At 65.3% G+C, this 22,229-nt stretch carries 26 protein-coding genes; 10 read left to right on the top strand and 16 right to left on the bottom strand.

Features of this window, described 5'->3' with window-relative positions; all coding sequences use genetic code 11:
• Positions 1–6: 6 nt before the first annotated feature.
• From AC1DN0_RS13140 to AC1DN0_RS13150, 3 genes are all read right to left on the bottom strand, one after another.
• On the bottom strand, positions 7–870 hold the full coding sequence (locus AC1DN0_RS13140; RefSeq protein WP_441627618.1) for a c-type cytochrome: 864 nt from the start codon (positions 868–870) through the stop codon (positions 7–9).
• Between the two features lie 135 nt (positions 871–1,005).
• Positions 1,006–2,076, bottom strand: a complete 1,071-nt coding sequence (locus tag AC1DN0_RS13145; RefSeq protein WP_441627620.1) for an FUSC family protein — start codon at positions 2,074–2,076, stop codon at positions 1,006–1,008.
• Positions 2,073–2,498, bottom strand: coding sequence for a hypothetical protein (locus AC1DN0_RS13150; RefSeq protein ID WP_441627622.1), 426 nt, complete (start codon positions 2,496–2,498; stop codon positions 2,073–2,075). Before AC1DN0_RS13150 ends, AC1DN0_RS13145 begins: the two co-directional genes overlap by 4 nt.
• Before the next feature lie 377 nt (positions 2,499–2,875).
• On the opposite strand from AC1DN0_RS13150, the gene AC1DN0_RS13155 reads away from it, so the two are divergent.
• Positions 2,876–3,952, top strand: coding sequence for a porin (locus tag AC1DN0_RS13155; protein WP_441627624.1), 1,077 nt, complete (start codon positions 2,876–2,878; stop codon positions 3,950–3,952).
• 138 nt (positions 3,953–4,090) lie between these two features.
• On the opposite strand, the gene AC1DN0_RS13160 is transcribed toward AC1DN0_RS13155, so the two are convergent.
• The 3 genes from AC1DN0_RS13160 to AC1DN0_RS13170 form a co-directional block, all read right to left on the bottom strand.
• Positions 4,091–4,465, bottom strand: coding sequence for a CzcE family metal-binding protein (locus AC1DN0_RS13160; RefSeq protein WP_441627626.1), 375 nt, complete (start codon positions 4,463–4,465; stop codon positions 4,091–4,093).
• Positions 4,466–4,724: 259 nt separating this feature from the next.
• On the bottom strand, positions 4,725–5,150 hold the full coding sequence (locus tag AC1DN0_RS13165; RefSeq protein WP_441627628.1) for an organic hydroperoxide resistance protein: 426 nt from the start codon (positions 5,148–5,150) through the stop codon (positions 4,725–4,727).
• 188 nt (positions 5,151–5,338) lie between these two features.
• Entirely contained in the window at positions 5,339–5,833 is a 495-nt protein-coding gene (locus AC1DN0_RS13170) for a MarR family winged helix-turn-helix transcriptional regulator (protein WP_441627630.1), read from the bottom strand.
• A 138-nt stretch (positions 5,834–5,971) separates the two neighbouring features.
• On the opposite strand from AC1DN0_RS13170, the gene AC1DN0_RS13175 reads away from it, so the two are divergent.
• A complete protein-coding gene (locus AC1DN0_RS13175) occupies positions 5,972–6,217 on the top strand; it encodes an AbrB/MazE/SpoVT family DNA-binding domain-containing protein (RefSeq protein ID WP_276291057.1) in 246 nt (81 codons plus the stop codon).
• Positions 6,214–6,609, top strand: coding sequence for a PIN domain-containing protein (locus AC1DN0_RS13180; RefSeq protein ID WP_441627633.1), 396 nt, complete (start codon positions 6,214–6,216; stop codon positions 6,607–6,609). The genes AC1DN0_RS13175 and AC1DN0_RS13180 overlap by 4 nt, the downstream gene beginning before the upstream one ends.
• Here AC1DN0_RS13180 and AC1DN0_RS13185 read toward each other — a convergent pair.
• The 3 genes from AC1DN0_RS13185 to AC1DN0_RS13195 all read right to left on the bottom strand — a co-directional run bounded on the left by AC1DN0_RS13185 (position 6,602) and on the right by AC1DN0_RS13195 (position 8,585).
• A complete protein-coding gene (locus AC1DN0_RS13185) occupies positions 6,602–6,988 on the bottom strand; it encodes a nuclear transport factor 2 family protein (RefSeq protein WP_441627635.1) in 387 nt (128 codons plus the stop codon). The two genes, AC1DN0_RS13180 and AC1DN0_RS13185, sit on opposite strands and share 8 nt — an antisense overlap.
• Positions 6,989–7,026: 38 nt before the next feature.
• Positions 7,027–7,905 (bottom strand): hypothetical protein, encoded by an 879-nt coding sequence (locus AC1DN0_RS13190; protein WP_477102700.1) that lies wholly within the window; start codon positions 7,903–7,905, stop codon positions 7,027–7,029.
• 161 nt (positions 7,906–8,066) lie between these two features.
• On the bottom strand, positions 8,067–8,585 hold the full coding sequence (locus AC1DN0_RS13195) for a BON domain-containing protein (RefSeq protein ID WP_441627719.1): 519 nt from the start codon (positions 8,583–8,585) through the stop codon (positions 8,067–8,069).
• Between the two features lie 269 nt (positions 8,586–8,854).
• Here AC1DN0_RS13195 and AC1DN0_RS13200 point away from each other — a divergent pair, with 269 nt between their 5' ends.
• Entirely contained in the window at positions 8,855–9,439 is a 585-nt protein-coding gene (locus tag AC1DN0_RS13200) for a gamma carbonic anhydrase family protein (RefSeq protein WP_441627637.1), read from the top strand.
• Between the two features lie 58 nt (positions 9,440–9,497).
• Here AC1DN0_RS13200 and AC1DN0_RS13205 read toward each other — a convergent pair whose 3' ends face one another.
• The 3 genes from AC1DN0_RS13205 to AC1DN0_RS13215 form a co-directional block, all read right to left on the bottom strand.
• On the bottom strand, positions 9,498–10,850 hold the full coding sequence (locus AC1DN0_RS13205) for a DUF1501 domain-containing protein (protein WP_441627639.1): 1,353 nt from the start codon (positions 10,848–10,850) through the stop codon (positions 9,498–9,500).
• 30 nt (positions 10,851–10,880) lie between these two features.
• Entirely contained in the window at positions 10,881–12,458 is a 1,578-nt protein-coding gene (locus tag AC1DN0_RS13210; RefSeq protein ID WP_441627641.1) for a DUF1800 domain-containing protein, read from the bottom strand.
• 150 nt (positions 12,459–12,608) lie between these two features.
• Positions 12,609–13,832: an MFS transporter gene (locus tag AC1DN0_RS13215; RefSeq protein WP_441627643.1), complete on the bottom strand. Its 1,224-nt coding sequence runs from the start codon at positions 13,830–13,832 to the stop codon at positions 12,609–12,611.
• 277 nt (positions 13,833–14,109) lie between these two features.
• On the opposite strand from AC1DN0_RS13215, the gene AC1DN0_RS13220 reads away from it, so the two are divergent.
• The 3 genes from AC1DN0_RS13220 to AC1DN0_RS13230 all read left to right on the top strand — a co-directional run bounded on the left by AC1DN0_RS13220 (position 14,110) and on the right by AC1DN0_RS13230 (position 16,722).
• Positions 14,110–14,406 (top strand): ArsR/SmtB family transcription factor, encoded by a 297-nt coding sequence (locus AC1DN0_RS13220; RefSeq protein WP_276291090.1) that lies wholly within the window; start codon positions 14,110–14,112, stop codon positions 14,404–14,406.
• Between the two features lie 88 nt (positions 14,407–14,494).
• On the top strand, positions 14,495–15,550 hold the full coding sequence (locus tag AC1DN0_RS13225) for an alkene reductase (protein WP_441627645.1): 1,056 nt from the start codon (positions 14,495–14,497) through the stop codon (positions 15,548–15,550).
• A 164-nt stretch (positions 15,551–15,714) separates the two neighbouring features.
• Positions 15,715–16,722: an AraC family transcriptional regulator gene (locus tag AC1DN0_RS13230; RefSeq protein WP_441627647.1), complete on the top strand. Its 1,008-nt coding sequence runs from the start codon at positions 15,715–15,717 to the stop codon at positions 16,720–16,722.
• Between the two features lie 173 nt (positions 16,723–16,895).
• Here AC1DN0_RS13230 and AC1DN0_RS13235 read toward each other — a convergent pair whose 3' ends face one another.
• Complete coding sequence (locus AC1DN0_RS13235; RefSeq protein WP_441627649.1) at positions 16,896–17,525, bottom strand: cysteine hydrolase family protein; 630 nt, start codon at positions 17,523–17,525, stop codon at positions 16,896–16,898.
• Positions 17,526–17,625: 100 nt separating this feature from the next.
• The gene (locus AC1DN0_RS13240) at positions 17,626–18,588 is read right to left on the bottom strand and encodes a tripartite tricarboxylate transporter substrate binding protein (RefSeq protein ID WP_441627651.1); all 963 of its coding nucleotides are present in this window, start codon (positions 18,586–18,588) and stop codon (positions 17,626–17,628) included.
• A gap of 185 nt (positions 18,589–18,773) precedes the next feature.
• On the opposite strand from AC1DN0_RS13240, the gene AC1DN0_RS13245 reads away from it, so the two are divergent.
• From AC1DN0_RS13245 to AC1DN0_RS13255, 3 genes are all read left to right on the top strand, one after another.
• On the top strand, positions 18,774–19,595 hold the full coding sequence (locus AC1DN0_RS13245) for a class II aldolase/adducin family protein (RefSeq protein WP_441627653.1): 822 nt from the start codon (positions 18,774–18,776) through the stop codon (positions 19,593–19,595).
• Positions 19,596–19,619: 24 nt separating this feature from the next.
• Entirely contained in the window at positions 19,620–19,757 is a 138-nt protein-coding gene (locus tag AC1DN0_RS13250) for a hypothetical protein (protein WP_441627655.1), read from the top strand.
• Positions 19,758–19,932: 175 nt separating this feature from the next.
• Positions 19,933–20,634 carry a glutathione binding-like protein gene (locus tag AC1DN0_RS13255; RefSeq protein ID WP_441627657.1) on the top strand — a complete coding sequence of 234 codons (702 nt, stop codon included), beginning with the start codon at positions 19,933–19,935 and terminating at the stop codon, positions 20,632–20,634.
• Between the two features lie 21 nt (positions 20,635–20,655).
• Here AC1DN0_RS13255 and AC1DN0_RS13260 read toward each other — a convergent pair whose 3' ends face one another.
• A complete protein-coding gene (locus tag AC1DN0_RS13260; RefSeq protein WP_441627722.1) occupies positions 20,656–21,300 on the bottom strand; it encodes a methionine ABC transporter permease in 645 nt (214 codons plus the stop codon).
• Positions 21,293–22,168 (bottom strand): methionine ABC transporter ATP-binding protein, encoded by an 876-nt coding sequence (locus AC1DN0_RS13265; RefSeq protein ID WP_441627724.1) that lies wholly within the window; start codon positions 22,166–22,168, stop codon positions 21,293–21,295. Before AC1DN0_RS13265 ends, AC1DN0_RS13260 begins: the two co-directional genes overlap by 8 nt.
• Between the last annotated feature and the right edge of the window lie 61 nt (positions 22,169–22,229).

Genomic DNA, 22,229 nt, shown 5'->3' on the forward strand with positions numbered 1-22,229 from the left:
ACCGGGTCAGGAGCCGGCGGCAGGCGCCGCCACCTTGCGTCCGGCCATATGGTGGAGATACGCAAGCAAGTCCTTCAGATCCGCATCGGACAGCGTTTTCTTGTCGATCGCCGACATGCGCGCGTTAGGCCACCAGCGCAGCGACTGCGGGTCACGAATCAGCCTGGCCAGCTTGTCGTCGCCCAGATACTCGACCGGGCTGTACGGCACATTCAGATCGGGGCCAAGGTGCGCATCGCCGACGCGGTTGAGGGAGTGGCACGAAAAGCAGACGCGCTGGAATGTCGCAAAGCCGCGCGCGACCGTTCCGCCGGCCGGCAGGCTGGCGGCGGGCCGGATTGCCGCAAAACGCTCAGCAGGCAAAGCGGTAATGTCGATGCGCACGATGCTGTACGTCCAGAGACTCTCATTGATCACGGAGGTGGCGCGGCCCGCCGGCACTGTCCAGATCAGGCGGAACGGCCCGATGTCCTGGCCCTTGAGCGTCGGCCATGGCGAGTCAGGATTTTCCACCGCCAGCCAGGCGCGCGGCCCGTCAACGCTATCGGCCAGCAGCAGGCGCATCGGCAGGTGGGAAATATAGCCATCGCTGGCTGCGGTCGTCGCGCTTGCATCGGCCGTCACCGGCATGCCGCGCAGCAGCGCCGCCAGGGGGATAGCCTTGAACGTCAGCCGGTGCTTCAGGTTGTCGTCGTCCACCGTTACGTCGGTCAGGCGGCGGTCATTCAGCAGCGCCTCCCGCGTCCAGTTGCGCTGTTGCGTACCGGCGGCAATGGTCAGCGTCGCCGTGTCCGCGGCGCACGCCGGGCCTGCCAGGAACGCCATTGCGCATCCAAGCGCGCCAACGGCCATTGCGATCCAGGCTTTCATGCGTTCTCTCCAGAGCGAGCGAAATTTGCACGGTATTCCTGCCGTCGACAGCGCCGGGAGCAGGATGAACAGCGGCGCGAAATGCGCACGCGCGCCCGCCGTTCGAGCGCACAGTGTATGCGAAAGAAACCGGCTTCAGATATTCCACCGCTGCGCAATCTCCGACAGCCGCTGCCGCAACGCATCGAACTCGCCGGATAGTCTCAGCGTCAACGATACATAGCCGGCCCATTGCGCGGGTATGGCTTCCGTCATGCGTTCGAGTGGCGAATCGCCGCGCGGCTCCAGGCGCGCGACGACACCGTGCGTCAGGGCGCGCGCCATGCCGATCAGCATGGCGCTGATGCGGCGCGTTTCTTCGCCGAGGCAGTCCTGGATGACAGCCCTGGATTCGTCGTCGAAGCACGGACGGGTGGCGGCCAGCACTTCCAGCAGACTGATGCTGACCCGCATGCCGTGCTGGATTGCCTCGAGCTGTTCCATCGACACGTTGATCTCCTTGGCCACGGATGGCATCAGGGATCGCAGCTGCACCAGCAGGCCGCCTTGCAGGACCATGGCGCGCTGCAGTTCGGCCTTGTCGAGGGCTGCATCCGTGGCGATGGCTGTGTGCATCCTCGCGCAGCTGCGCAGTGCCTCGGCCAGCTTGTAGCGCCACGAGTACGTGGCGTGCAGGGGCAAGGCGAAGGAAAACAGCAGCGCGATTGCGATGCCGATCAACACATTGGCCGCGCGCCACAACCCGTCGGCGACGGCGTTCTCGCCGTGGCCCGCGACGATGAAGATGGTAATGGCGGAGAGCAGCGCGATATAACCGCCCTTGCCGATTGCCTGGTACGCACAGATGGCACAGGCGATCACGATCAGCACGTAGCTGAGCAGGGGCGCGTGGAAATACGATTGCTGCAGGATGATCAACAGCCCCGCCCCCGCCCCGATCAGCGTGCCGAGCGCGCGCTCGGCGGCCTTCTTGCGGATGTTGCCATGGTGCTGCAAGCCGCCGATGACGACCAGCAGCGTAATGGATGCCCATTCGCCGTGAGGCAGGTGGATCCCCGTGGTCAGCGCGATGGACGTCAGCAGCCCGAGCGCCACCCTGGCAGCGTGAATCTGCCGGGCGTAGCGATAGCGGCGGGCCGGATCCAGCAGCGGGCGCAGCACGCGCCGCAGCACAGGAGGAAGGTGCGTGGATAGCGGGCTGGTCATTTGGGCGCGGCGGCGGGACTTGCGATGCCTTCATCCACGCGCTGCAATAGATGCGGGAAGAAGGGATTGGACGACATGCCGATCGGCGCATCCAGGCTGACGATCAGCGCCGCCCGTTCGCCGCGCGCGGCCATCGCGCCGAGCTGGACCCCGTAGTAATCGCCCGCGTCGGGCTGCGCGCCGTAGAGGCCGTCGCCCGGCGGGAACGGCAGCGCCACATGGGAGGGCGAACGGACGTCGGGCGGATCGCGCAAGCCAAGCGGCAGTGTTTGCACCGTGGCGCTGCCGCCCGGTGTGACCTGCCCGACCACGTCCAGCGTGCTCGTTCGAGGCATCGCGATACAAGTCATTACCTGCGCGGCTGAAGCGGCCGGGTTCTCTGCGTTGCCTTCCCGGAGCCGGGCGATGTCACCAGGGTTCATTGCGCTTTCTCCAGTCGAAAAAAGCACTTGATTCTATCCCTACCGGTTTGGGAAGAAACGGAAATCGGCTGCGCGCGTCCGGTCGCTCCGTCAGCGCCCGACATCCGGCGCCCGTCCGCGACCAACCGCACCAGCCGCGCGGGTGGCAGCGCAGGTGCCCGGCGCATGTCATGGATGGCGCCCATACGCAAACTCGTTCATTTCTTATTAAGAAACAGTTACCTTCATTTTTTCATAACTGTTTACATATCGTTGTCACACTACCGACGCAAACTCTCGGTGCCGCATTGGTGGATGGTCCCCGGCTCGCATCGCGACCATGACCTCCCCGGCAGCAGGGACCCTTATTCGCCCAGACAAGAAAACCGAGATTGATAGTGAAAAAAACGCTCCTCGCACTGACCGCCGCAGCCGCGGCATGCTCCGCCTCCGGTATCGCCTCCGCCCAGACTGCCTCCAGCGTGACGCTCTACGGCATTGCCGATGCCGGCATCAGCTACCAAAGCCATGTGCAGGGCCCCAACGGGGGCGGCGCACTGTATGGGGTGACATCCGGCGGCCTTTCCGGTTCGCGCTGGGGTATTCGCGGCGTGGAAGATCTCGGCAACAACCTGAAGGGCATCTTTGTACTGGAAAGCGGCTTCGACATCGACACGGGCAAGTCCGGCCAGGGCAACCGCCTGTTCGGCCGCCAGGCTTATGTCGGCCTGCAGAACGACCTTGGCGCCATCACGCTGGGCCGCCAGCAAAATGCCTTGTATGACCTGTTCGGTGCCTATGACCCGATGGCGGTCGGCAGCAGCTACTCGCTCAACTCGGTCGATACCCAGGGCTTCAACGGCCGCGCAGACAACGCCGTCAAGTACACTGGCAAGTTCGGCGGCCTGATCGCAACCGGCTTCTACAGCTTCGGCCGCGATAGCAACGTCGCCAACGGCGGCGAAGTACCGGGCAGCTTCCGGGTCGGCAAGAATTTCGGCGGTGGCGTGGCGTACGCCACCGGCCCGGTCTCGGTGGGTGTCGCCTATGACCAGTATCAGGGCAGCACCGTTGCCACGTCCGGCGCCGCGGCCAAGCGCGCCGCCATCGGCGGGTCTTATGCCTTCGGCGATGCGAAGGTGTTCGCCGGCTACCGCTGGCTGCGCGACGAACTCACCAGTGCGACCTCGGTGCGCCAGGACAACCTGTACTGGCTTGGCGCGCTGTACAAGATCACGCCCGCCTTCAGCCTGACCGGTGCGGCTTACTACACCGATGCCCGCAAGGACAGCAACGATTCGTGGATGTTCGTGCTGAATGCGGACTATGCCTTGTCCAAGCGCACCGACGCCTACCTGCTGCTCGGCTACGTGAACAACAAGGGGCAGGCCACCTACGGCGTCACCAACGCGATGAATACGCTGGCGGGCCAGAATCAGACCGGCGTCATGGCCGGCGTGCGCCACCGCTTCTGACCTCCATCGCGGCACAAGCTGGCGGGCTTGCGGGCCACGCCAGCGAACGATCATATCGACCTTGGCTTGTTCACTGAGTCGGAGGACGTTAGGCCGGCAGCGATGCCGGCCATTTTTTGGCGCCTTCGGGGTGGGGCGTCAGCCTCCGGTGAAGAGCTTGCTCGGCGCGATGTACACGCGGATACCGCCGGCCTGTGCCACATTCGGGAAAATGGTCTTCATATCGACCGACGTTCCCCCGATCGCCTCCAGGAAGGTCCAGCCGACGGTCGTGTTGCCGGCGCGGAAGGCCACCGATTCCCCGGATGCCACGTTCACGTAGTTCATGCCCGGCGTCAGCGTCACGGTGCGGGTCGTCGTGCTCACGTCCGCGGGGCTGCCGAACAGGGCGGCGATCCGGTCGGCCATTGCAACCGGTAGTGGCGCTTGCGTGGGCGCCGTGGCACCCCAGGCTGACGAGATGCCGAGGATGGAGAGTGCCAGCGCGGCGGCAAGCGTTTGCTTCTTGGTCATTATGTTTTCCTTGTGCCTGCCCTTGTTTGTTGGGGAGGTAGGAAAAGTGTAGCTACGCCGCAATCATTCTAAAAATGATATATACAACACAAATCAAGTCGCTTTTTTCATGAGTGATGGTGATGCCAGCGACGATTCCGCACGGCCGGGCGGTCCGGCCCATGCGCAAGGGAAGCGCACGCCGGCGCATTGCGCAGGGCCGGTTCCCAGGCAGTTGGCGCGCGAATCCGCGCCAACTGCCTGGAATCCGGATCCGCGCTCAGATCAGGTTGAGACGTACGTCGATATTGCCGCGCGTGGCATTCGAGTACGGGCAGACGATGTGTGCCTTGTCCACCAGCGACTGCGCGACGGCACGGTCCAGCCCCGGCAGCGCGATGTTCAGGTCCACCTCGATGCCAAAGCCCGTGGGAATGGCACCGATGCCAACCTGCCCGGTGATGGCGGTATCGGCAGGCAGCGCCACCTTGTCGCGGGCCGCGACGAACTTCAGCGCGCCGAGGAAACAGGCCGAATAGCCGGCGGCGAACAGTTGTTCCGGGTTGGTGCCCGCGCCGCCCGCGCCGCCAAGTTCGCGCGGCGTGGCCAGCTTGACGTCCAGCACGTTGTCAGACGATACCGCGCGGCCGTCACGGCCTCCGGTTGCGGTGGCGGTAGCGCGGTAGAGGACTTTTTCGATCGACATGATGGCACTCCTGATAAGTGATAAAGCCGGCTCGTCGAGCCTGCGGTTCGAGAAAGCCCGGGAGCCTTCCATATTAAATAGCTAACTATTAAATAGTACGCTATATAAATTACAATAAAAACGGGCCGCCCTCCTGCCTGGCCCGCCTGGCGCCAGTGGCTCGCATCGCCCTGGCACCGCGATCCTGATCAGCCGCCTGCTTCGGCGAACCGTTCGCGCAACTTGTCCAGTTCCGCCTTCACCGCCACGACCTGCTCCACGCTGCACGCCGAAGCGCACAGCACCGCGCGGGGCACGGCCTCGGCCGGTTCCTTGAGCGCACGACCTTCGGCGGTCAGCGAGACGATGACCTGGCGCTCATCCGCGGCGGCGCGCTCGCGCCGCACCAGTTGCTGGGCTTCCATCCGCTTGAGCAACGGCGTCAGCGTGGCCGAATCCAGGTGCAGCCGCGCGCCGATTTCCGAAACGGTCAGGCCATCGGCCTCCCACAGCACCAACATCACCAGGTATTGCGGATAGGTCAGGCCCAGCGGCGCCAGCAGCTTGCGGTACAGCTTGTTCAGCGCAAGCGACGTGGCGTACACGGAAAAGCAGAACTGCTGGTCCAGCAGCTGCGCCGACGCGGCACTGAGCGTGGCGTCAGGTGCAGCTTGCTTGGTCCGGGAGGTGCGTTTCGTGTCCATGGGCTGAAATTTATATCGCGCACGATTAAATTGCAAGCTATTTTTCTGGGCGTCGATAGGGGCTGCCGCTGCCATTCCCTTGAGATTTCCATATCCTTACACTAAAGTAAGGAATCAGGTTCCGCAGGAGAGCTCACAATGACGTCAGCAACAATCACTTCGAAAGGGCAGGTCACCATCCCTGTCGACGTGCGCAATGCGTTAGGCGTAGGTTCAGGTGACCGGATCGAATTCATCATGAATGAGCAATCCGGTCGTTATGAGGTCGTTCCAGCCATTCAATCGGTAACGGCGCTGAAAGGCATCATTGGCAGTCCGAAACGGCCGGTCTCGGTGGAGGATATGAACGCTGCCATCGCCGGGCAAGGCGCCTCGGCGCGATGATTGGCCTCGATACCAATGTACTTGTTCGTTACCTTGCGCAAGACGATGCCGTGCAGTCACCCAAAGCCAATGCCCTGATCGAGTCGCTATCGACCGAGCGGCAAGGCTACGTGACGCAAGTGGTACTGGTCGAGGTCGTCTGGGTGTTGAGCAAATGCTATGACGCGCAACGCGAAGATATCGTTCGGGTTATCGAGACGCTGCTGCGGACGAAAGAACTCGCCGTTGAAGCGTCAGAGACAGTTTGGAAAGCCCTAAGGGTGTTTGCCTCCTCGGCAGCCGACTTCGCGGACTGCTTGATAGAACGCGCCTGCCACGACGCGCAATGTGAATACACGGCCACGTTTGACGTGAAAACGGCCAGGTCAGCCGGATTGAAGCTCATCAGGTAGAGAAAGGGTCCGTCGGCGTGCCCTGGTGAAAGAACATCTGCCAGCCCTTGTCGGTAAGCTTCCAGATCGAAGTGCGAAGGGTATGCCGTTCCAGCCGGCCGTCCGGCCGCCGGCACGCCGACCGGTAGTTCAGCATGGCAACGTCTGGCGCGAGCTGCCGCAGCGAGAAGTCCTGCGCCCATATCGTGCCGGATGCGGCCTCGGGGGGCAGTTCGCTGAGCGTCTCGGCCTTGGTGTGAATGCCCCCGGACCGGCCAATCTCCAGGAAACTGTCATGCAGCAGCACGTCCAGCCGATCCCTGTCGCCGCCGGCGGCAGGCTGGTGTAGTTCGGTTTCAAGCTGCTGCAGCACTGGCAGCAGTGCCTTATCTTCATTCATACCAGGGCACTCCTCTCGTTAGCGTCTTGCTTCCCGGATCACGGCGCATCCTCATCCAGGCCAATCGCCGTCGTATCGATCCGCTCGACCTTCCCCTTCTGGCGCACTTCCGTACGCAGCACGAACGCCTCGGTCGGACAGTACCAGTCGGTGACGTTCATGATCGTCGGCTCGGTCTGGATGAGGTCGTCTCCCATCATCAATGGCCCCAGCGAGGATCGCTTCTCATAGGTGATGGGCATGCATTCGCGGCGTCCCATCGCGGTCTCGATGGATTGCGCGCGGCCGACCCGGCGCTCGCCGATGGAGACCGAGGCCGAGGGGGCCCGAATGGTGGTGACCATCTCGTCCGTTGCCAGGCTATGTATCTCCAGGTCCAGGCTGGAACTGAGGGTCTCGCCAGGCAGCACGACGCCCTCCCTGATGGCCAGGCCCGCATAGCTCAGCACGCCCTTGCCCTGGAACGAGGCCTGCCCGAACAGGCGCGTATAGCGCGCCTGCGCATTGATGGTGGCGCGCTGGCTGCTCACCGTGGCCACCGCGCCGGGCGTAGCGCCCCGGTCAAAGCTCATCCTGTGCACCTGGTCCATGACCACCGGCGGGCCCATCATGGCCGCCAGCGCCGACTTGGAATGGATCGACAGCCATGCGCTGCAGCCCTTCTCCGTGATCGAAGGATGCCGGATGGTCATGGTGATCGACATCGGCATGTCGCCACTGGCCTCCATCTGCGCGCGCGCCCCCGACTGGAACCAGGGCGCGTCGCAGATGGTGCCGGGGATGCCCTCGGGCGCTGCGCTGCCGGTTTGCCCTTGCTGAGCCATCCCTTCATCGGGAAGCCCGCATAACAGCAGTGGAAATAACACCGCGCCCAGTCTTCGGAAGGCGCGCGTCGGCCCGTAAGGGTGAGCGGTCATGTCTTGTCCCAAGCCAGAAACCTCGCGCTGGCGATCCCCCTGGATAGAGGGATTTCGGCCCGGCCGGGCCACCAGCATGCCCCGAAGGTAGCACTTGGCATCGCGGCCCACAACCGGGACAGACACCGGAACGGAAGCATCCATGCACGGCAAGAAAGTGCTTACTTCTGCCCGCCAGCGGATTGCGGCCGGGCCGGCGCCGCCACGCCCTGGCGGTCACCGAACAAGGGGTAAGGCACCCCGCGCGCAGGATCGTCGGTGGTCTGGTCTATCACGATCTCCACATCCGCCACCTCGCGCAGCGCCGCCATGAACGGCTGATGCGCGAAGCCACGTCCCACGCAGCCCTGCACCAGCAGCCAGCGCCCCCGCACTGTGAGCCACAGCGTGGAATCCTGCCAGCCCGGCATGGCGAGCGACAGCGACTGCAGGCGGCGGCGCGTGCTTTCCACGATCTCCTTCTCGTACTGGTAGGAATTGGCGAGGCGGCAGCGGCCTTCCACATAGCAGTGGTTGCCATCTTCGATCCGGTGATGGGCATCGCGCCGCCATTGCGCCTCGTCCACGCGGGGCCCGAGCGGCTCCGGGCAACCGGCGATGCGCGAAGAGATCTGGAAGAAGGGATCGCGGCCACGGTTTTCCTTGTCGTTATCGCCGCCGCGCGCGGGCCAGGCCAGCATGGCGGCGGCGGCGAGCGCAATCATGGCGATCCGCACGGAAACAAACGAACGATGGACGGGCACGGCGGACTCCGCGGTAACGGCTGCGTCTGCATAGCATAGGACCAGCCGCGGCCAGGTGAAAGTGCGGCCAAACGCGGGCGCTTCGGCCCGGTTTCCCTGCTTTTTGCGCCAGGGGAGCCTGGGCTTTCGCAGCGTGCCGCGCGAAAGCGCGTGAGCGCATCCACGTACAATCTCCGCATTCAAAAGAATAATTCAAGGAGACAGTCATGGCAGTCATCGGACCCGATGTGCGCTTGCATCCCACCGCCTACGTGCACGAATCGGCCTACCTCTATGGCAAGATCACCATCCACGAGGGCGCATCAATCTGGATCCATGTCGCCGCGCGCGCCGAGAGCAGGGAAATCGTGATCGGCGCCTACACCAATATCCAGGACTTCGCGATGCTGCATATCGGCGACCGCTCGCCAACCATCATCGGCAGCCATTGCTCCATCACGCATCACTGCACGATCCACGGATGCACGATCGGCGACAACTGCCTGATCGGCATCAACGCCACCATCATGGATGGCTGCGTAATCGGCGATAACTGCATCGTCGCCGGACATGCTTTCCTCAAGGAGGGCACCGTGATTCCGCCCAATTCCATCGTGATGGGCAGCCCCGGCAAGGTCACGCGCACGCAGAACAACTATGTGCGCAACCGGCTCAATGCGTTTTTGTATTACAAGAATGCGCTGGCCTATGCGCGGCAGGATTATCGGGCATGGGAAGGACCGGAGTTCACGGCGGAGATGATGGCGGAAATGGAGAGGCTGCAGGCAGCGCTGGAAGCTACTGGATCGTGACCGGCCGCATCGCGGGCAAGATCGGGCGGCCGGTGCTGCCGGCCAGGGGATGAAGCGGCTAGAGCAGCCCGATATCCACCGCGCGGGTATCGGGAAACACATGCGCCAGGCGCGCATCGTCCAGCCCGTAGAGGCGCCTGAACAGGCCGCCCAGCATGGCGCGGTATTCGTTGAGCACGGGCCAGTCGCGATTCTGGTTCAGCGTGCGCTGCTCTACCGCCACCTGCTCGCCGGCTATGCGCCCGCCGCGCACCGCGCCGCCGGCCACCCAGTACACGGTGCCGTGGCCATGGTCGGTGCCGCGCGTGCCGTTCTCGCGGAAGGTGCGGCCGAACTCGGAAACCACCACCACCGTGGTCTTGCTCCACACCGGGCCGATCTCATCGGCAAAGCCGGCGACGCCGCGCCCCAGGTTGTCCAGCAGGTTGGCCAGTTGCCCCTGCGCACCGCCCTGGTTCACATGCGTATCCCAGCCGCCCACGTCGATAAAGCCCAGGTTGAAGCGCTCGCGCATCAGGCTGGCCATGCGCCGCGCTTCCAGTTCGAAACCCTTGGCGCTGAGCGCGCGCCGGTTGGCCGCCTGCATTTCCTGCATGCGGCTGGCCATGTCGGGCTCGGGCTGCGCGGGCAGGTTCGCGGCCATCATGCTGTTGCGGCGTTGCATGGCCTCGGCCTCCTGCGCCACGGTCTGCCGCAGCTCGAAGCCCTCGTTGATCAGCGACTCGAAACGCGTGCCGCGGTACATCTGCGCCAGCACGCGTGTCTGGCGTTCGTCGAAGGGCGTGCGCCCGGTGCCTTTGAGCGAGACATTGGGCACACTGAGCGCACCGCTGAGCACCATCGGCAGGCCGTCGGTAAAGGCTACCGGCGCGGCGCGTCCGCCCATGGACTCGGCGAGCCGGTTGAGAAAGCCGGTGCCGCGCAGCGAGGGATCGGCGCGGCCGTTGCCCTTTCCGTTCGCAGCCAGCGGCAAACCCGCCTCGATACTGTCCTGCGTCTCGAAGTGGCTGCGCGAGGAGTCCGCCGTGCCGGCAAAGGGCACAAAGGCAAGCTGCTGCTTCTGCCACAAGGGCAGCAGGCTGTCCTTGAGCGCGGGATGCAGCGCCCACGTGTCGATGCCCCGGTCCGCGCCGCCATCGAAGGCCGCCGCCAGCGACAGCGCGGCGCGCGGATCGGCCGGGGCGCCCTGCGCAGCCGGCCTGGCGATGGCGATATTCGGACGCGACGCGTAGTAGAAATCACTGCCTGCCGGCACCAGCACATTGGTGGCATCGTAGCCGCCGCGCAGGAACACCAGCAGGAAACGCGCATCGGCCTGCTGCGGCAGCGCGTAGGCGCGCGAGGCAATGCCGGGTGCCAGCGCAGCCAGTCCCGCCAGCCCGGCGCCCTTTAGCCATTCACGTCGTTGCATGGGTCGCTCCTTGATCCAGGGCAGGGCCTCTCATTCCTGCATCCACTCGGGCGAGGAAAGCAGGATGGTGTTCCACTCCGCCTGCGAAGCTGCCTGCGTCATCGCGGTGCGCGTGGCGGGCCCGAGGGTGGGTTCGATGCTGTCGAAAAACACGCGGTTGCCGAGTTGCGGAAACCCGGTGCGCTCGGCCGGCTTGCCATCATCCTTGGAGAAAAGGCCAGCCTGCCCGGAACCGATCGCGCGGGCAATCTCGAAGCGCTTGACCATCTGCCCCGAGCTGGCCCACGCGCTTTCCGCGGCGGGGAAACCGTCCGGCGTGATGCGGCCATAAAGCGGCTCGCCCAGCTGGTTGAGCCAGGCGATGGCCGGGCGCAGGTTGGCCACCATGCGGCCGTCGTAGGCCAGCCGCAGCGACGAGGCCACGAACTGCATCGGATCCTTGAACTTGCGGTTGCCCGAGGCCAGCGTTGCGTTCAGCTCCGGCGACAGGAACAGCGTGCGCAGCACCGCCGCGATATCGCCGTCGCTCTGCACGAACGTGGCCGCCATGCGGTTGACCAGCGATGGCGGCGGCGCATCACCAACGAAATGCGCGGCGAGCTTGTAGGAGATAAAACGCGCCGTGGCGGGCTCGCGGCTGAGAATGTCCACGGCTTGCTCCACCTCGTGGAACCCGGTCGGCTCGATACGATGGCCGAGCAGCGTCTTGGGCCCGGAATCATGCCGGCCCGGATTGAACTCGAATACGCCATCGGCGCGGTAGAGCGCCTGCTTTTGCGGCGGCAGCTTCGGCGGCTGGCCGCTGGCATTGATGCCCAGTCCGGTCAGCACACGGGCCAGTTCCTGCACGTCCTGCTGCGAATAGCGCGAACCGCTTGCGCCGCCGGACACGCCCAGCGTATGCAATTCCATCAGCTCGCGCGCGTAGTTCTCGTTGATGCGGTCGACCGCGCTCTGCGCGTTGTCCAGGTACTCCAGCATGGCCGGCGCGGTCACCGTGGCCATCAGCAGGTCGCGGAACTTGCCCAGCGCACGCGGGCGTATTGCCTTGTCTTCGTAGTCGGCCAGCACCCAGCGTATCGAGCCTTTGCCGGAGTACACGCTGAAGTGATTCATCCAGAACCATGTCATCTGCTCGCGCAACTGCGCTGTGGAGTAAAGCGCGCGCAGCAGATGGCGCCGGCTGGTATCGAGCAGCACCTCGTTGCCGCCGCGGTTCAGCGCATCGCGCGCCTTTTGCTTTTCGTCATCGTCCGTGAGCGTATTGATGCGCTGCTGCTCGGCGCGCACGCTGCGCAGCCTTTGCTCGCCGCTTTGCTGTGCAATGCTCAGCGCGCCGATGGTGGCGGCGAGTTCGCCGGCATCGGTGGCGGGCGCCTTGAGCTGTTCATCGAGATAACGTTCGCGGCCCAGCTTGCGCAGCCGTTCCATGCTGGCCTGGTTGGCGCCGAAGGTGACGGTGTTGAGCCAGTGCAGGTCGGCCGGTTTCAGGGTCGCCGCGGCGCTGCCGCTGTCCGGCGCGCCGCCGCCCTGCGCGCACGCGCCCAGCAGGCCGGCGGCAGCAGCCAGCAGCAACACCGGCATCACACGTGAAAAGCTGAAGGTCATGGATAGCCTGCCTGATCTCGAACACCTGTAGGTGACACCGCTCTTACGCGAGCGGGCGGGTTTTGGTTGACGTGATCAGCCCGATTTCCATACTGGATCCGCAAGCAAAATGAAAGTTCCTGCCGGATTACCACGCAAACGGGGGGATTGCTATTCAAGCGGCCGGGGCATCGCGCGCAAGGTCAGGGCCCAGAACACCAGCGCAGCGGCGCTGATGGCGGCGCCCAGCACACACACGCCGGACCATCCGGCGCGCGCATAGACGTGGGTCGAGGCGATCGAGCCGGCGCCGCTGCCTAGCGCATAGAACAACATGTAACAGCCCACCAGCCGGCTGTGCGCTTCCGGCTGTACGCGAAACACCAGGCTCTGGTTGGTGACATGGATGGCCTGCCCGGCAAGGTCCAGCACAATGACGCCGGCCACCAGCAGCCACAGCGATTGCTGCGCGAAACCCAGCGGCAGCCAGCAGGCCAGTAGCAACACCAGCGCAGCGCCGGTCGTCGCCTGGCCCAGCCCGCGATCCGCTAGGTGGCCGGCACGCGCCGCCGCCAGCGCGCCCGCCGCCCCCACCAGCCCGAAGGCGCCGATGGCCGTATGCGACATCGAATACGGCGGCGCGCTCAGCGGAAACACCAGCGCGGTCCAGAACACGCTGAAGGCGGCGAACATCAGCATGGCGAGTACCCCGCGGATCTGCAGCGTGCGCTCGTGCGCCAGCAGCGTGAACATCGAGCCCAGCAGGCGCGCATAACTCATGCGCAACGGCGCGCCGTGCCGATGCGGCAGGCGGCGCGCCAGCACGGCGATCATCAGCAGCGCCAGCACGCCCGAGACCACATACACGGCACGCCAGCCGGCCAGGTCAGCCAGCACGCCCGCCAGGGCCCGCGCCAGCAGCAACCCGATCACCACGCCGCCCTGCGCCGCGCCTACCACGCGGCCGCGTTCGGCGGGCGCGGCCAGCGTGGCGGCGAACGCGATCAGGCCTTGCGTCATGGCCGTGCCCAGCAAGCCCACGGCGAGCATGCCGGCCAGCAAGGCAACGCGCGAGGAAGCCAGGGCCACCAGGGCCAACGCCATCGCCAGCAACAACAATTGCAGCAGTATCAGGCGGCGCCGGTCGACCAGGTCACCCACGGGCACCAGCAACAGCAGCGCCAGCGCGCAGCCCGCCTGCGTGGCTGTGACCACGATGCCTGCCGCGCCGGTGCCGAAGCCGAATTCATGCGCCATGGCATCGAGCAAGGGCTGCGCGTAGTAGACGTTGGCCACGCTGAGGCCGCAAGCCAGCGCGAACAGCCAGACCAGCGAAGAAGGCATCGAAGGCGCTGCCGCACGCAATGCGGCTGCGCTTCCTGGGTTAAAAGTCATGACGGGCTCCATCTGGTTTTGTAAAAAAACCAAGTGAAGTCTAACCTTCATGGTTTCTTAAAGCAACCAGATTGGGTTTCGCTAAAACCTTTCCCGGAATGGGGCCAATTGGTGATGTTTTCGCCCCTCCGGCAAAGTCCCGACACATATCGTATAGTCACGATATTAATTTTGTGAGAAGCAGATATTTGTTTCGCCAGCCTGCGAAACAAATATCCCTTCCGTGACAGCAGTGAACCCTGAAGCCACCCCCGACGCGAGTTCCGACTCAAACCCGATCGACATCGACGCCATCCACAAAGCGCTGGCAAACCCGGTGCGGCGCAATATCCTGGCCTGGCTGAAATCGCCGCAGGAGAACTTCGCCATACAGGACTACCCGCTTGAGCTGGGCGTCTGCGCGGGCCTGATCGACGCGCGCACGGGCTTGTCGCAGTCCACCGTGTCGGCGCATCTCGCCACGCTGCAGCGCGCCGACCTGGTGACGTCCAAGCGGGTTGGCCAATGGATTTTTTTCAAGCGCAACGAAGTGACCATCCAGGCTTTTCTGGATCACATGCATAGCGATCTGTGAAACCTGGCGGCGCGCAAGCGCCCGAAGCCGCACCAAGTCCATGGTGCGTCATCCTCCTCCACCCTTTTCGGTACCAAGACCAATAGCCATGCCTACACTCTTTGATCCGATCCGTATCGGCGACCTCGATCTTCCCAACCGCGTCATCATGGCGCCCCTGACGCGTTCGCGCGCGGTGGGCGGCGGCCGCGTGCCCAATGCCCTGATGGCCGAGTACTACGTGCAGCGCGCTTCGGCGGGCCTGATCCTCAGCGAAGCCACTTCCGTCACCCCGCAAGGCGTGGGCTACGCCGACACCCCGGGCATCTGGTCCGACGAACAAGTGGCCGGCTGGAAGGTAGTGACCGATGCCGTGCACGCCGCCGGCGGCCGCATCTTCCTGCAGCTATGGCACGTGGGCCGCATTTCCGACCCCGTCTTCCTCGACGGCGAGCTGCCGGTGGCGCCCAGCGCCATCGCGGCCGCGGGCAATGTCAGCCTGGTGCGCCCCAAGCGCCCGTATGTCACGCCGCGCGCGCTGGAAACCGATGAGATCCCGGGCATCGTCGCGGCCTACCGCCACGGCGCGCAAAATGCCAAGGCCGCCGGCTTCGACGGCGTGGAAGTGCACGGCGCCAACGGCTACCTGCTCGACCAGTTCCTGCAGGACAGCACCAACAAGCGCACCGACGCTTACGGCGGCCCGATCGAGAACCGCGCCCGCCTGCTGCTGGAAGTGACCGACGCCTGCATCGACGTATGGGGCGCATCGCGCGTGGGCGTGCACCTGGCGCCGCGCGCCGATGCCCACGACATGGGCGACTCGGACCTGGGCGCCACCTTCGGCTATGTGGCCCGCGACCTCGGCAAGCGCGGCATCGCCTTTATCTGCTCGCGTGAAGCGCTCGGCGACAACCGCCTCGGCCCCGCGCTGAAGAAGGCCTTCGGCGGCGTCTATATCGCCAACGAACAGATGACCAAGGAAACGGCCGAGCATGTGCTGCAAGCCGGCGAAGCCGATGCCGTGGCCTTTGGCCAGTTGTTCATCGCCAACCCCGACCTTCCGCGCCGCCTGCAGATCGACGCGCCGCTGAACGCGCCGCAGCCAGCGACCTACTACCATCCGGGCGCCGAAGGCTATATCGACTACCCCGCGCTCGCCTGACCCGGCATGACAGCCCGCGCTGGCTCGCGTGCGACAGCGCGCGTGGCTGGCTGAAGGGTCGATCGGCTGAAAGGCTGAAAGGTTGAAACGCCCCGCCTCGCGCGGGGCGTTTCCCATGCCCGCGACGGTTTGTGCGCATCGCCACCATGCCATAATCCGCAGCCATGGCATCTACCGACCCGTCCGACCCACCGCTGCCGCGCATCCATCGCGCAGAGTACGCGCGGCGCATGAACCGCGTGCTCGACTATATCGACCAGCATCTGGACACGGCGCTCGACCTGGCGCAACTGGCGGATGTGGCGAATTTTTCCCGATTCCATTTTCATCGCGTGTTCGCGGCATGGATGGGTGAGACGCTGGGCGACTACGCGCGCCGGCGCCGGCTCGAATCCGCGGCATTTCACTTGTCCTGCAAACCGGAGGCCTCGGTGCTGGAAATCGCACTGGCCACGGGATTCGGGTCAGGCGAGGCATTTGCGCGCGCCTTCAAGCTCAGGTTTGGCTGCACGCCGTCGGCCTGGCGCGCTGGCGCGGCGCAACACCGGGCCGAGCAAATGGCGGCGGCACGCGAGCGCCATGCCAACCGCCATGGCAATCCGGATAGCAATCCGGATCAGGTCCTGCGCAATGCCAGTCAGGTGGACGGCCGTGCATTCACCGACCATGGCGGCTCCCACCAAGCACATGGAGAGCGCAATATGGAAGTCCGCATCATCGATCTACCCGAGGTACGTGTCGCCTACCAGCGCCACATCGGTCCCTACGGCCCGGCGATCGGCACGTTCTGGCGCGAAGCCGTCGCGCCATGGATGCATGCCAACGGCCTGGGTGAGCAGACGTGTTATGGCATCGGCCACGACGCCCCGGGCATTACGCCGCCGGACAAGTGCCGCTACGACGCCTGCGTGGCGGTACCGGAAGCGTTCCAGCCCGGCGGCCAGGCCAGCATCGCCGTCCTGCCGGGCGGACGCTACGCCGTGGCGCCATTCAGCGGCGCCCCTGCCACCATCGGCGAGGCGTGGATGTGGCTGACCCGGGAATGGCTGCCGTCGAGCGGCATGCAATGCGACGAGCGCCCGTGCTTCGAGCGGTTCTCGGCAGTGTCCGCGCTGGACCGGCGCACGGGGGTGCTGACCTGCGAGCTGTGCATTCCTGTGCGTGCGCTGTAGCACGCCACGGGCATACGCAAGGTGGAAGGCGTGACGCGTGCTGAAGTCGCCGATTGCCTCAGCATCTACATGGTCCGGGAGCACATCGTCCGGGCCATGGCGCATTGCCGTCGCAGGATGGCKAGAGACGCCGTCGCATAGCTGCGCCGGAGCACCCCCGCTGCATCGCGCTTTTAGCCCGCTGCCTGCAGTTGCGGCAGCAGTTCGTCCGTCGTCAGGATCACGTGGGCATACGTCGGGCCGTTGATCTCGTGGGCGGCATGCATGGCTTCCGGGGAAAACGCCGCGGTCGCGTCCTTTACCAGCGTGATGTGGTAGCCAAGCTCGGCGCCGAATTTCGCGGTGGTCTCGATGCAGGTGTTCGCCAGCATGCCGATCACGATCAGATGCTCCATGCCACGCCGCCGGAGCTGATGGTCAAGGTCGGTGTTGGCAAAGCCGCTGGACCCGAAATGTTCGGTGGCCATGACGTCTTGCGGTTGCGGCATGAAATCGGGATGCCATTCGCCACCCCAGGACCCTGCCGCGAAAGGCTGCACGCGATGCGCGCCGGCCATGTAGGGCGACAGGTGCTTCCATCCGGCAAAATCATCCGGCGTGGCGCGGTGATGCGGCACGTAGAAGACCGTGATGCCCGCCGCCCGCACGGCGGCTAGCACCCGGCGCATATTCCCGACCGTGCCGGTGGCATCGGCCACGGCCCGGGCGGGTCGGTTGAGCTTGCCTTCGTCCGACAGGAAGTCGTTGTACGGGTCGACCAGGAGCAGCGCGGTGATCGCCTTGGGGTAGGCATTTTTTCTCATCCTTCTTCTCCTGAACGCCGGACACTGTCCCAGAGTAGGGAACCCTTCGCAGCGCGTCAATCGGAAGTCCGGAGGATTCCGTTTCCTGGTCCCGCGCGACTCAGTCTGCCTGCGCCCCGGAACGCTTCACCACCGCGCCCCACTTGCGAATCTCGCTGTCGAGGAACTTCCCGGTTTCCTCCGGGCTCATCGGCATCGGTTCCGAGCCGCGGTCCGTGATGAACTTTCCCAGCTCCGGCGATTGCAAGGCCTTCACCGTTTCCGCGTTGAGCTGGCTCACCAGCGCGGGCGGCAGGCCCTTGGGCGCCATCAGGATGGCCCAGCCCAGCGCCTCGAAACCGGCAACGCCTTCCTCGCGCACCGTGGGCACATTGGGCAGCTGCGGCGTGCGCCTGGCCACCGTCACCGCCAGCGGCACGGCCTTCTTTGACTGGATCAGGGGCAGCGCCGCCGTCACCGAATCCACCATCAGCGGGATCTGGTTGCCAAGGAAGTCAGCCTGCGCCGGGCCGCTGCCTTTGTAGGGAATGTGCACCATGAAGATGCCGGCCTGGGCCTTGAGCATCTCGGCGGAGAGATGCTGGGTACCGCCCACGCCGGCGCTGGCGTAGCTGTACTTGCCGGGTGCGGCCTTGGCCCTGGCGATCAGGTCGCGCAGCGAGACGATGCCCGAAGCCGGCGTGGCAAGGAACACCAGCGGCACCGAGAACACCCCCGAGATCGGCTGGAAATCCTGGCGCGGGTTGTAATTCAGCTTCTTGTACAGGGTCTGGTTGATCGCCATGGCACTGCCGGCCATGACCAGCGTGTAGCCATCGGGCGCGGCGTGCGCAGCCAGCTCCATGCCGAGGTTGCTGCCGGCACCGGCGCGGTTGTCCACGACGATCGGCTGGCCAAGCTGCTTGCCCAGGCGCTCGGCCAGCGCGCGCGCGAAGATGTCGGTGGCCTGTCCCGGCGGGAAAGGCACGATCAGCTTGATGGGCCGCTCGGGGTAGGCGGCATGGGCAAGCGTGCCGGCCAGCGTCAGTGCGGCGGCAGCGATCAGGGAAATGGGCTTCTTCAAGGGGCTCTCCTGTTTTTTCGTTTTATGTGTTGTGCATGCGCTGCAACGGATTCTACGGGATGCCGCGTCGGCGGCCGCGCGCGCAAGCTCCGCCAGCGCATTTCCATATGCCGATTGCGGCGTTGGCAAGCCTGACCCGCAGCCGTATGATGTTGCGGCACCATCCCCATACGCCGGAGCGCCGCATGAACGCCGTCACCGAACCGCAGCTGGCCTGGCTTGACACCAGCCAGTCCCTTCCCGCCCTGCACTTCCCCGCTGTCCAGACCGAGGTCTCGCCCGATGAATGGGCTGTGCGCGTGGAGCTGGCGGCGGCCTACCGGCTGGCGGCGCAGTTCCGCTGGACCGATCACATCTACACCCATTTCTCCGCGCGCGTGCCCGGTCCGCACGAACATTTCCTGATTAATGCCTATGGCCTGACGTTCGACGAGATCACTGCGTCCAACCTCGTCAAGGTCGATATCGACGGCCGGATCCTGCGCGACGACACCGGCCTTGGCATCAACCCCGCCGGCTACGTGATCCACAGCGCCATCCACGGCGCGCGCCACGACGTAGGATGCGTGCTGCATACCCACACCGCCGCCGGCATCGGCGTCTCGGCCCAGCGCGACGGGCTGCTGATGATCTCGCAGCACGCCATGCGCTTCTTCGGCCGGGTGGCGTATCACGATTACGAGGGCATCGCCATCGATCTGGACGAACGCTCGCGGCTGGTGGCGGATCTGGGCGACAAGGACATTTTCATCCTGCGCAACCACGGCCTGCTGACTTGCGCGCCTACCATCGCGCAAGCCTTCCAGGAACTGCACATGCTGGAGCGTGCCTGCGTCGCGCAGCTTGCCGCGCAGTCCGGTGGCGCGCCGCTGGTGATCGCGCCGGATGCGGTGGCCCGCAAGGTAGCGGACGTGGTGGTGAACAATGCTGGCGGACCGGTCACGCGCAAACACTGGGCCGCCCTGCTACGGCAGCTCGACCGCAGCGACCCGTCTTACCGTCAATAAGCGCAAACGGACGCCAGAGGCCTCATGCCCGCGACCTCCGCCGTTACCCTGGCCGGCCTCGGGCTGGCGGCCCTATTGCTACTGCTGCGCGCCAGCCGCGACCCGCGCGTGCTGGCGGCGCTGCGCAGCGATCCGGCGCCGTGCCCGCCGCTGACGAACTGAGCCGTAGCGCCCGGCGAAGCGGGCTGCGCATGCCGGCAGCCACCGCGGTAGTCCACGCCGGCTGGTCCCGGCCGCAGCAGGGAAAGGGAGGCGATCCTATAATCCACCTGCATGCAAGCCCGTCCAGGCCTCCCGTTTCCCCGTGCCTGCCATGCGGCACAACAGGACCATCCACATGATCGATCTGTACTACTGGACCACCCCCAACGGCCACAAGATCACGATGTTCCTCGAAGAGGCTGGCCTGCCCTATCGCGTGGTCCCGGTGAATATCAGCCGCGGCGAACAGTTCGAGCCCGCCTTCCTGAAGATCTCCCCGAACAACCGCATCCCGGCCATCGTCGACCAGGCGCCCGATGATGGCGGCGAGCCGGTCTCCACTTTCGAGTCGGGCGCGATCCTGCTGTACCTGGCCGACAAGACCGGGCGCTTCATCCCGGCGGACCTGCGTGGCCGCAACATGGCGCTGCAATGGCTGTTCTGGCAGATGGGCGGGCTCGGGCCGATGGCAGGCCAGAACCATCACTTCGTGCAATACGCGCCCGAGCCACTGCCCTACGCCATCGAGCGCTACGTGAAGGAAACGGCGCGGCTGTATGGTGTGCTGAACAAGCACCTGGCAGACGGTCGTGCATACATCTGCGGTGCCGAATATTCGATAGCGGATATCGCCTGCTACCCGTGGGTGGTGCCGCACGAACGGCAGCGCCAGAACCTCGATGACTTCCCGCATCTGGCAAACTGGTTTGCGCGCATACGGGCGCGCCCCGCCACCGAACGCGCCTACGCGCTGGCGAAGACGATCAATACCGCACCGGTAGTCGATGAAGCGTCGAAGCGCGTGTTGTTCGGGCAGGATGCCTCGACCGTACGCTGACGGGTGAACGCGCTGGCCGGATCAGCGCTTGTGGTCGAAACGCCGTGCCAGCCGTTCGCCGCCGAACTGCACCAGCGTCACCAGCGCCACCAGGATAACGATCACGTTGAACATCACCGCGGTCTCGTAGCGCTCGTAGCCATAGCGGATGGCAAGGTCGCCAAGGCCGCCGGCGCCCACCGCGCCGGCCATGGCGGAAGAACCGATCATGGCGATCACGCTGACCGTGGCGCCGCCGACAATACCCGGCAGCGCCTCGGGCAGCAGCACGTGCCGCACGATATGCCAGCGCCGGCAGCCCATGGCGCGCGCGGCCTCGATCAAGCCCGGATCGATCTCGTTCAGGCTCACCTGCGCGATGCGCGCGAAGAAGGGAATCAGGTGCACGCTCAGCGGCACCACCGCCGCCCAGGTGCCCATGGTGGTGCCGACGATCAGCCGCGTCACCGGCAGCATCGCCACCAGCAGGATGATGAAGGGGATCGAGCGGAAGGTATTGACCAGCGCGGACAGCGCGCGGTACAGCCGCGGCCGGGGCCGCAGGCCGCCCGGCGCGCTCAGCGTCAGCACGATCGCCAGCGCCATGCCCGCCACGAAGACCACCAGGCACGAACTGCTCACCATCAGCAGGGTCTCGCCCAGTGCGCGTATGTACTTGTCAACCATGGGCAGCATAGCCGCGTACCTCGGAATGGCCGGCGCGCGCACCCGCGTACGCCGCATTGGAATTCGAATTCGCACCGGCCGGGGCCGGCATCTCCAGCCGCAGCGGCCGCAGCAAAGCCAGCGTGGCGTCGGCTTGCGGCTCGGCAAATACCTGCCACACGTTGCCGAGTTCGACCACGCGGCCGTGGTCGAGCACCAGCACGCGGTCGCAAGCCTGGCGGATCACCGCCATATCGTGCGTAATCAGCACCACGGTCAGGCCCAGCTGGCGATTGATGTCGCGCAGCAGCGCCAGGATGGACTCCGTGGTTTCGGGATCCAGCGCCGAGGTGGCTTCATCGCACAGCAGGATCTCGGGCCGGTGCACCAGCGCGCGCGCAATGCCCACGCGCTGCTTCTGCCCGCCCGAGAGTGTGGCCGGATAGACCTGCGCCTTGCCGGCCAGCCCCACCAGTTCCAGCAGCGCCATCACGCGCGGCGCAATCTCCGCGCGCGGCACGCCCGCCACGCGCAAGGGCAAGGCAACGTTCTCGAACACGGTCTTGGCCGAGAGCAGATTGAAATGCTGGAAGATCATGCCGATGCGCCGCCGCAACGCCACCAGGCCGTTTTCATCGAGTCCGCCCACGTCCACGTTATCCACGCGAACCTGCCCGGTGCCCGGGCGCTCCAGCATATTGATGGTGCGCAGCAGCGTGGACTTGCCCGCGCCGCTGCGGCCGATGATGCCGAATATCTCGCCGCGCGCCACGGTGAAGGAAACATCCTCCAGTGCCGGGGCCTGCGCGCCCGCATAGCGCTTGCCGAGATGCGCGAAGACGATATGCGGCGGACTGGATTGCAGCGATAGCACCTGTGACACGATCAGGATCCTCCTGGGAATTGCAGGAACAACAACAATCGGGAATCGGAAATCGCAAATCCGAAGC

This window comes from Cupriavidus sp. 05N39 (genome assembly GCF_056397325.1).

What these genes read in the sequence shown, in the direction of transcription:
- AC1DN0_RS13140 (WP_441627618.1), bottom strand. Translation starts at nt 870, where the DNA reads ATGAAAGCCTGGATCGCAATGGCCGTTGGCGCGCTTGGATGCGCAATG.
- AC1DN0_RS13145 (WP_441627620.1), bottom strand. Translation starts at nt 2,076, where the DNA reads ATGACCAGCCCGCTATCCACGCACCTTCCTCCTGTGCTGCGGCGCGTG.
- AC1DN0_RS13150 (WP_441627622.1), bottom strand. Translation starts at nt 2,498, where the DNA reads ATGAACCCTGGTGACATCGCCCGGCTCCGGGAAGGCAACGCAGAGAAC.
- AC1DN0_RS13160 (WP_441627626.1), bottom strand. Translation starts at nt 4,465, where the DNA reads ATGACCAAGAAGCAAACGCTTGCCGCCGCGCTGGCACTCTCCATCCTC.
- AC1DN0_RS13165 (WP_441627628.1), bottom strand. Translation starts at nt 5,150, where the DNA reads ATGTCGATCGAAAAAGTCCTCTACCGCGCTACCGCCACCGCAACCGGA.
- AC1DN0_RS13170 (WP_441627630.1), bottom strand. Translation starts at nt 5,833, where the DNA reads ATGGACACGAAACGCACCTCCCGGACCAAGCAAGCTGCACCTGACGCC.
- AC1DN0_RS13175 (WP_276291057.1), top strand. Translation starts at nt 5,972, where the DNA reads ATGACGTCAGCAACAATCACTTCGAAAGGGCAGGTCACCATCCCTGTC.
- AC1DN0_RS13180 (WP_441627633.1), top strand. Translation starts at nt 6,214, where the DNA reads ATGATTGGCCTCGATACCAATGTACTTGTTCGTTACCTTGCGCAAGAC.
- AC1DN0_RS13185 (WP_441627635.1), bottom strand. Translation starts at nt 6,988, where the DNA reads ATGAATGAAGATAAGGCACTGCTGCCAGTGCTGCAGCAGCTTGAAACC.
- AC1DN0_RS13190 (WP_477102700.1), bottom strand. Translation starts at nt 7,905, where the DNA reads ATGACCGCTCACCCTTACGGGCCGACGCGCGCCTTCCGAAGACTGGGC.
- AC1DN0_RS13195 (WP_441627719.1), bottom strand. Translation starts at nt 8,585, where the DNA reads ATGCTGGCCTGGCCCGCGCGCGGCGGCGATAACGACAAGGAAAACCGT.
- AC1DN0_RS13200 (WP_441627637.1), top strand. Translation starts at nt 8,855, where the DNA reads ATGGCAGTCATCGGACCCGATGTGCGCTTGCATCCCACCGCCTACGTG.
- AC1DN0_RS13205 (WP_441627639.1), bottom strand. Translation starts at nt 10,850, where the DNA reads ATGCAACGACGTGAATGGCTAAAGGGCGCCGGGCTGGCGGGACTGGCT.
- AC1DN0_RS13210 (WP_441627641.1), bottom strand. Translation starts at nt 12,458, where the DNA reads ATGACCTTCAGCTTTTCACGTGTGATGCCGGTGTTGCTGCTGGCTGCT.
- AC1DN0_RS13215 (WP_441627643.1), bottom strand. Translation starts at nt 13,832, where the DNA reads ATGACTTTTAACCCAGGAAGCGCAGCCGCATTGCGTGCGGCAGCGCCT.
- AC1DN0_RS13225 (WP_441627645.1), top strand. Translation starts at nt 14,495, where the DNA reads ATGCCTACACTCTTTGATCCGATCCGTATCGGCGACCTCGATCTTCCC.
- AC1DN0_RS13230 (WP_441627647.1), top strand. Translation starts at nt 15,715, where the DNA reads ATGGCATCTACCGACCCGTCCGACCCACCGCTGCCGCGCATCCATCGC.
- AC1DN0_RS13235 (WP_441627649.1), bottom strand. Translation starts at nt 17,525, where the DNA reads ATGAGAAAAAATGCCTACCCCAAGGCGATCACCGCGCTGCTCCTGGTC.
- AC1DN0_RS13245 (WP_441627653.1), top strand. Translation starts at nt 18,774, where the DNA reads ATGAACGCCGTCACCGAACCGCAGCTGGCCTGGCTTGACACCAGCCAG.
- AC1DN0_RS13250 (WP_441627655.1), top strand. Translation starts at nt 19,620, where the DNA reads ATGCCCGCGACCTCCGCCGTTACCCTGGCCGGCCTCGGGCTGGCGGCC.
- AC1DN0_RS13255 (WP_441627657.1), top strand. Translation starts at nt 19,933, where the DNA reads ATGATCGATCTGTACTACTGGACCACCCCCAACGGCCACAAGATCACG.
- AC1DN0_RS13260 (WP_441627722.1), bottom strand. Translation starts at nt 21,300, where the DNA reads ATGGTTGACAAGTACATACGCGCACTGGGCGAGACCCTGCTGATGGTG.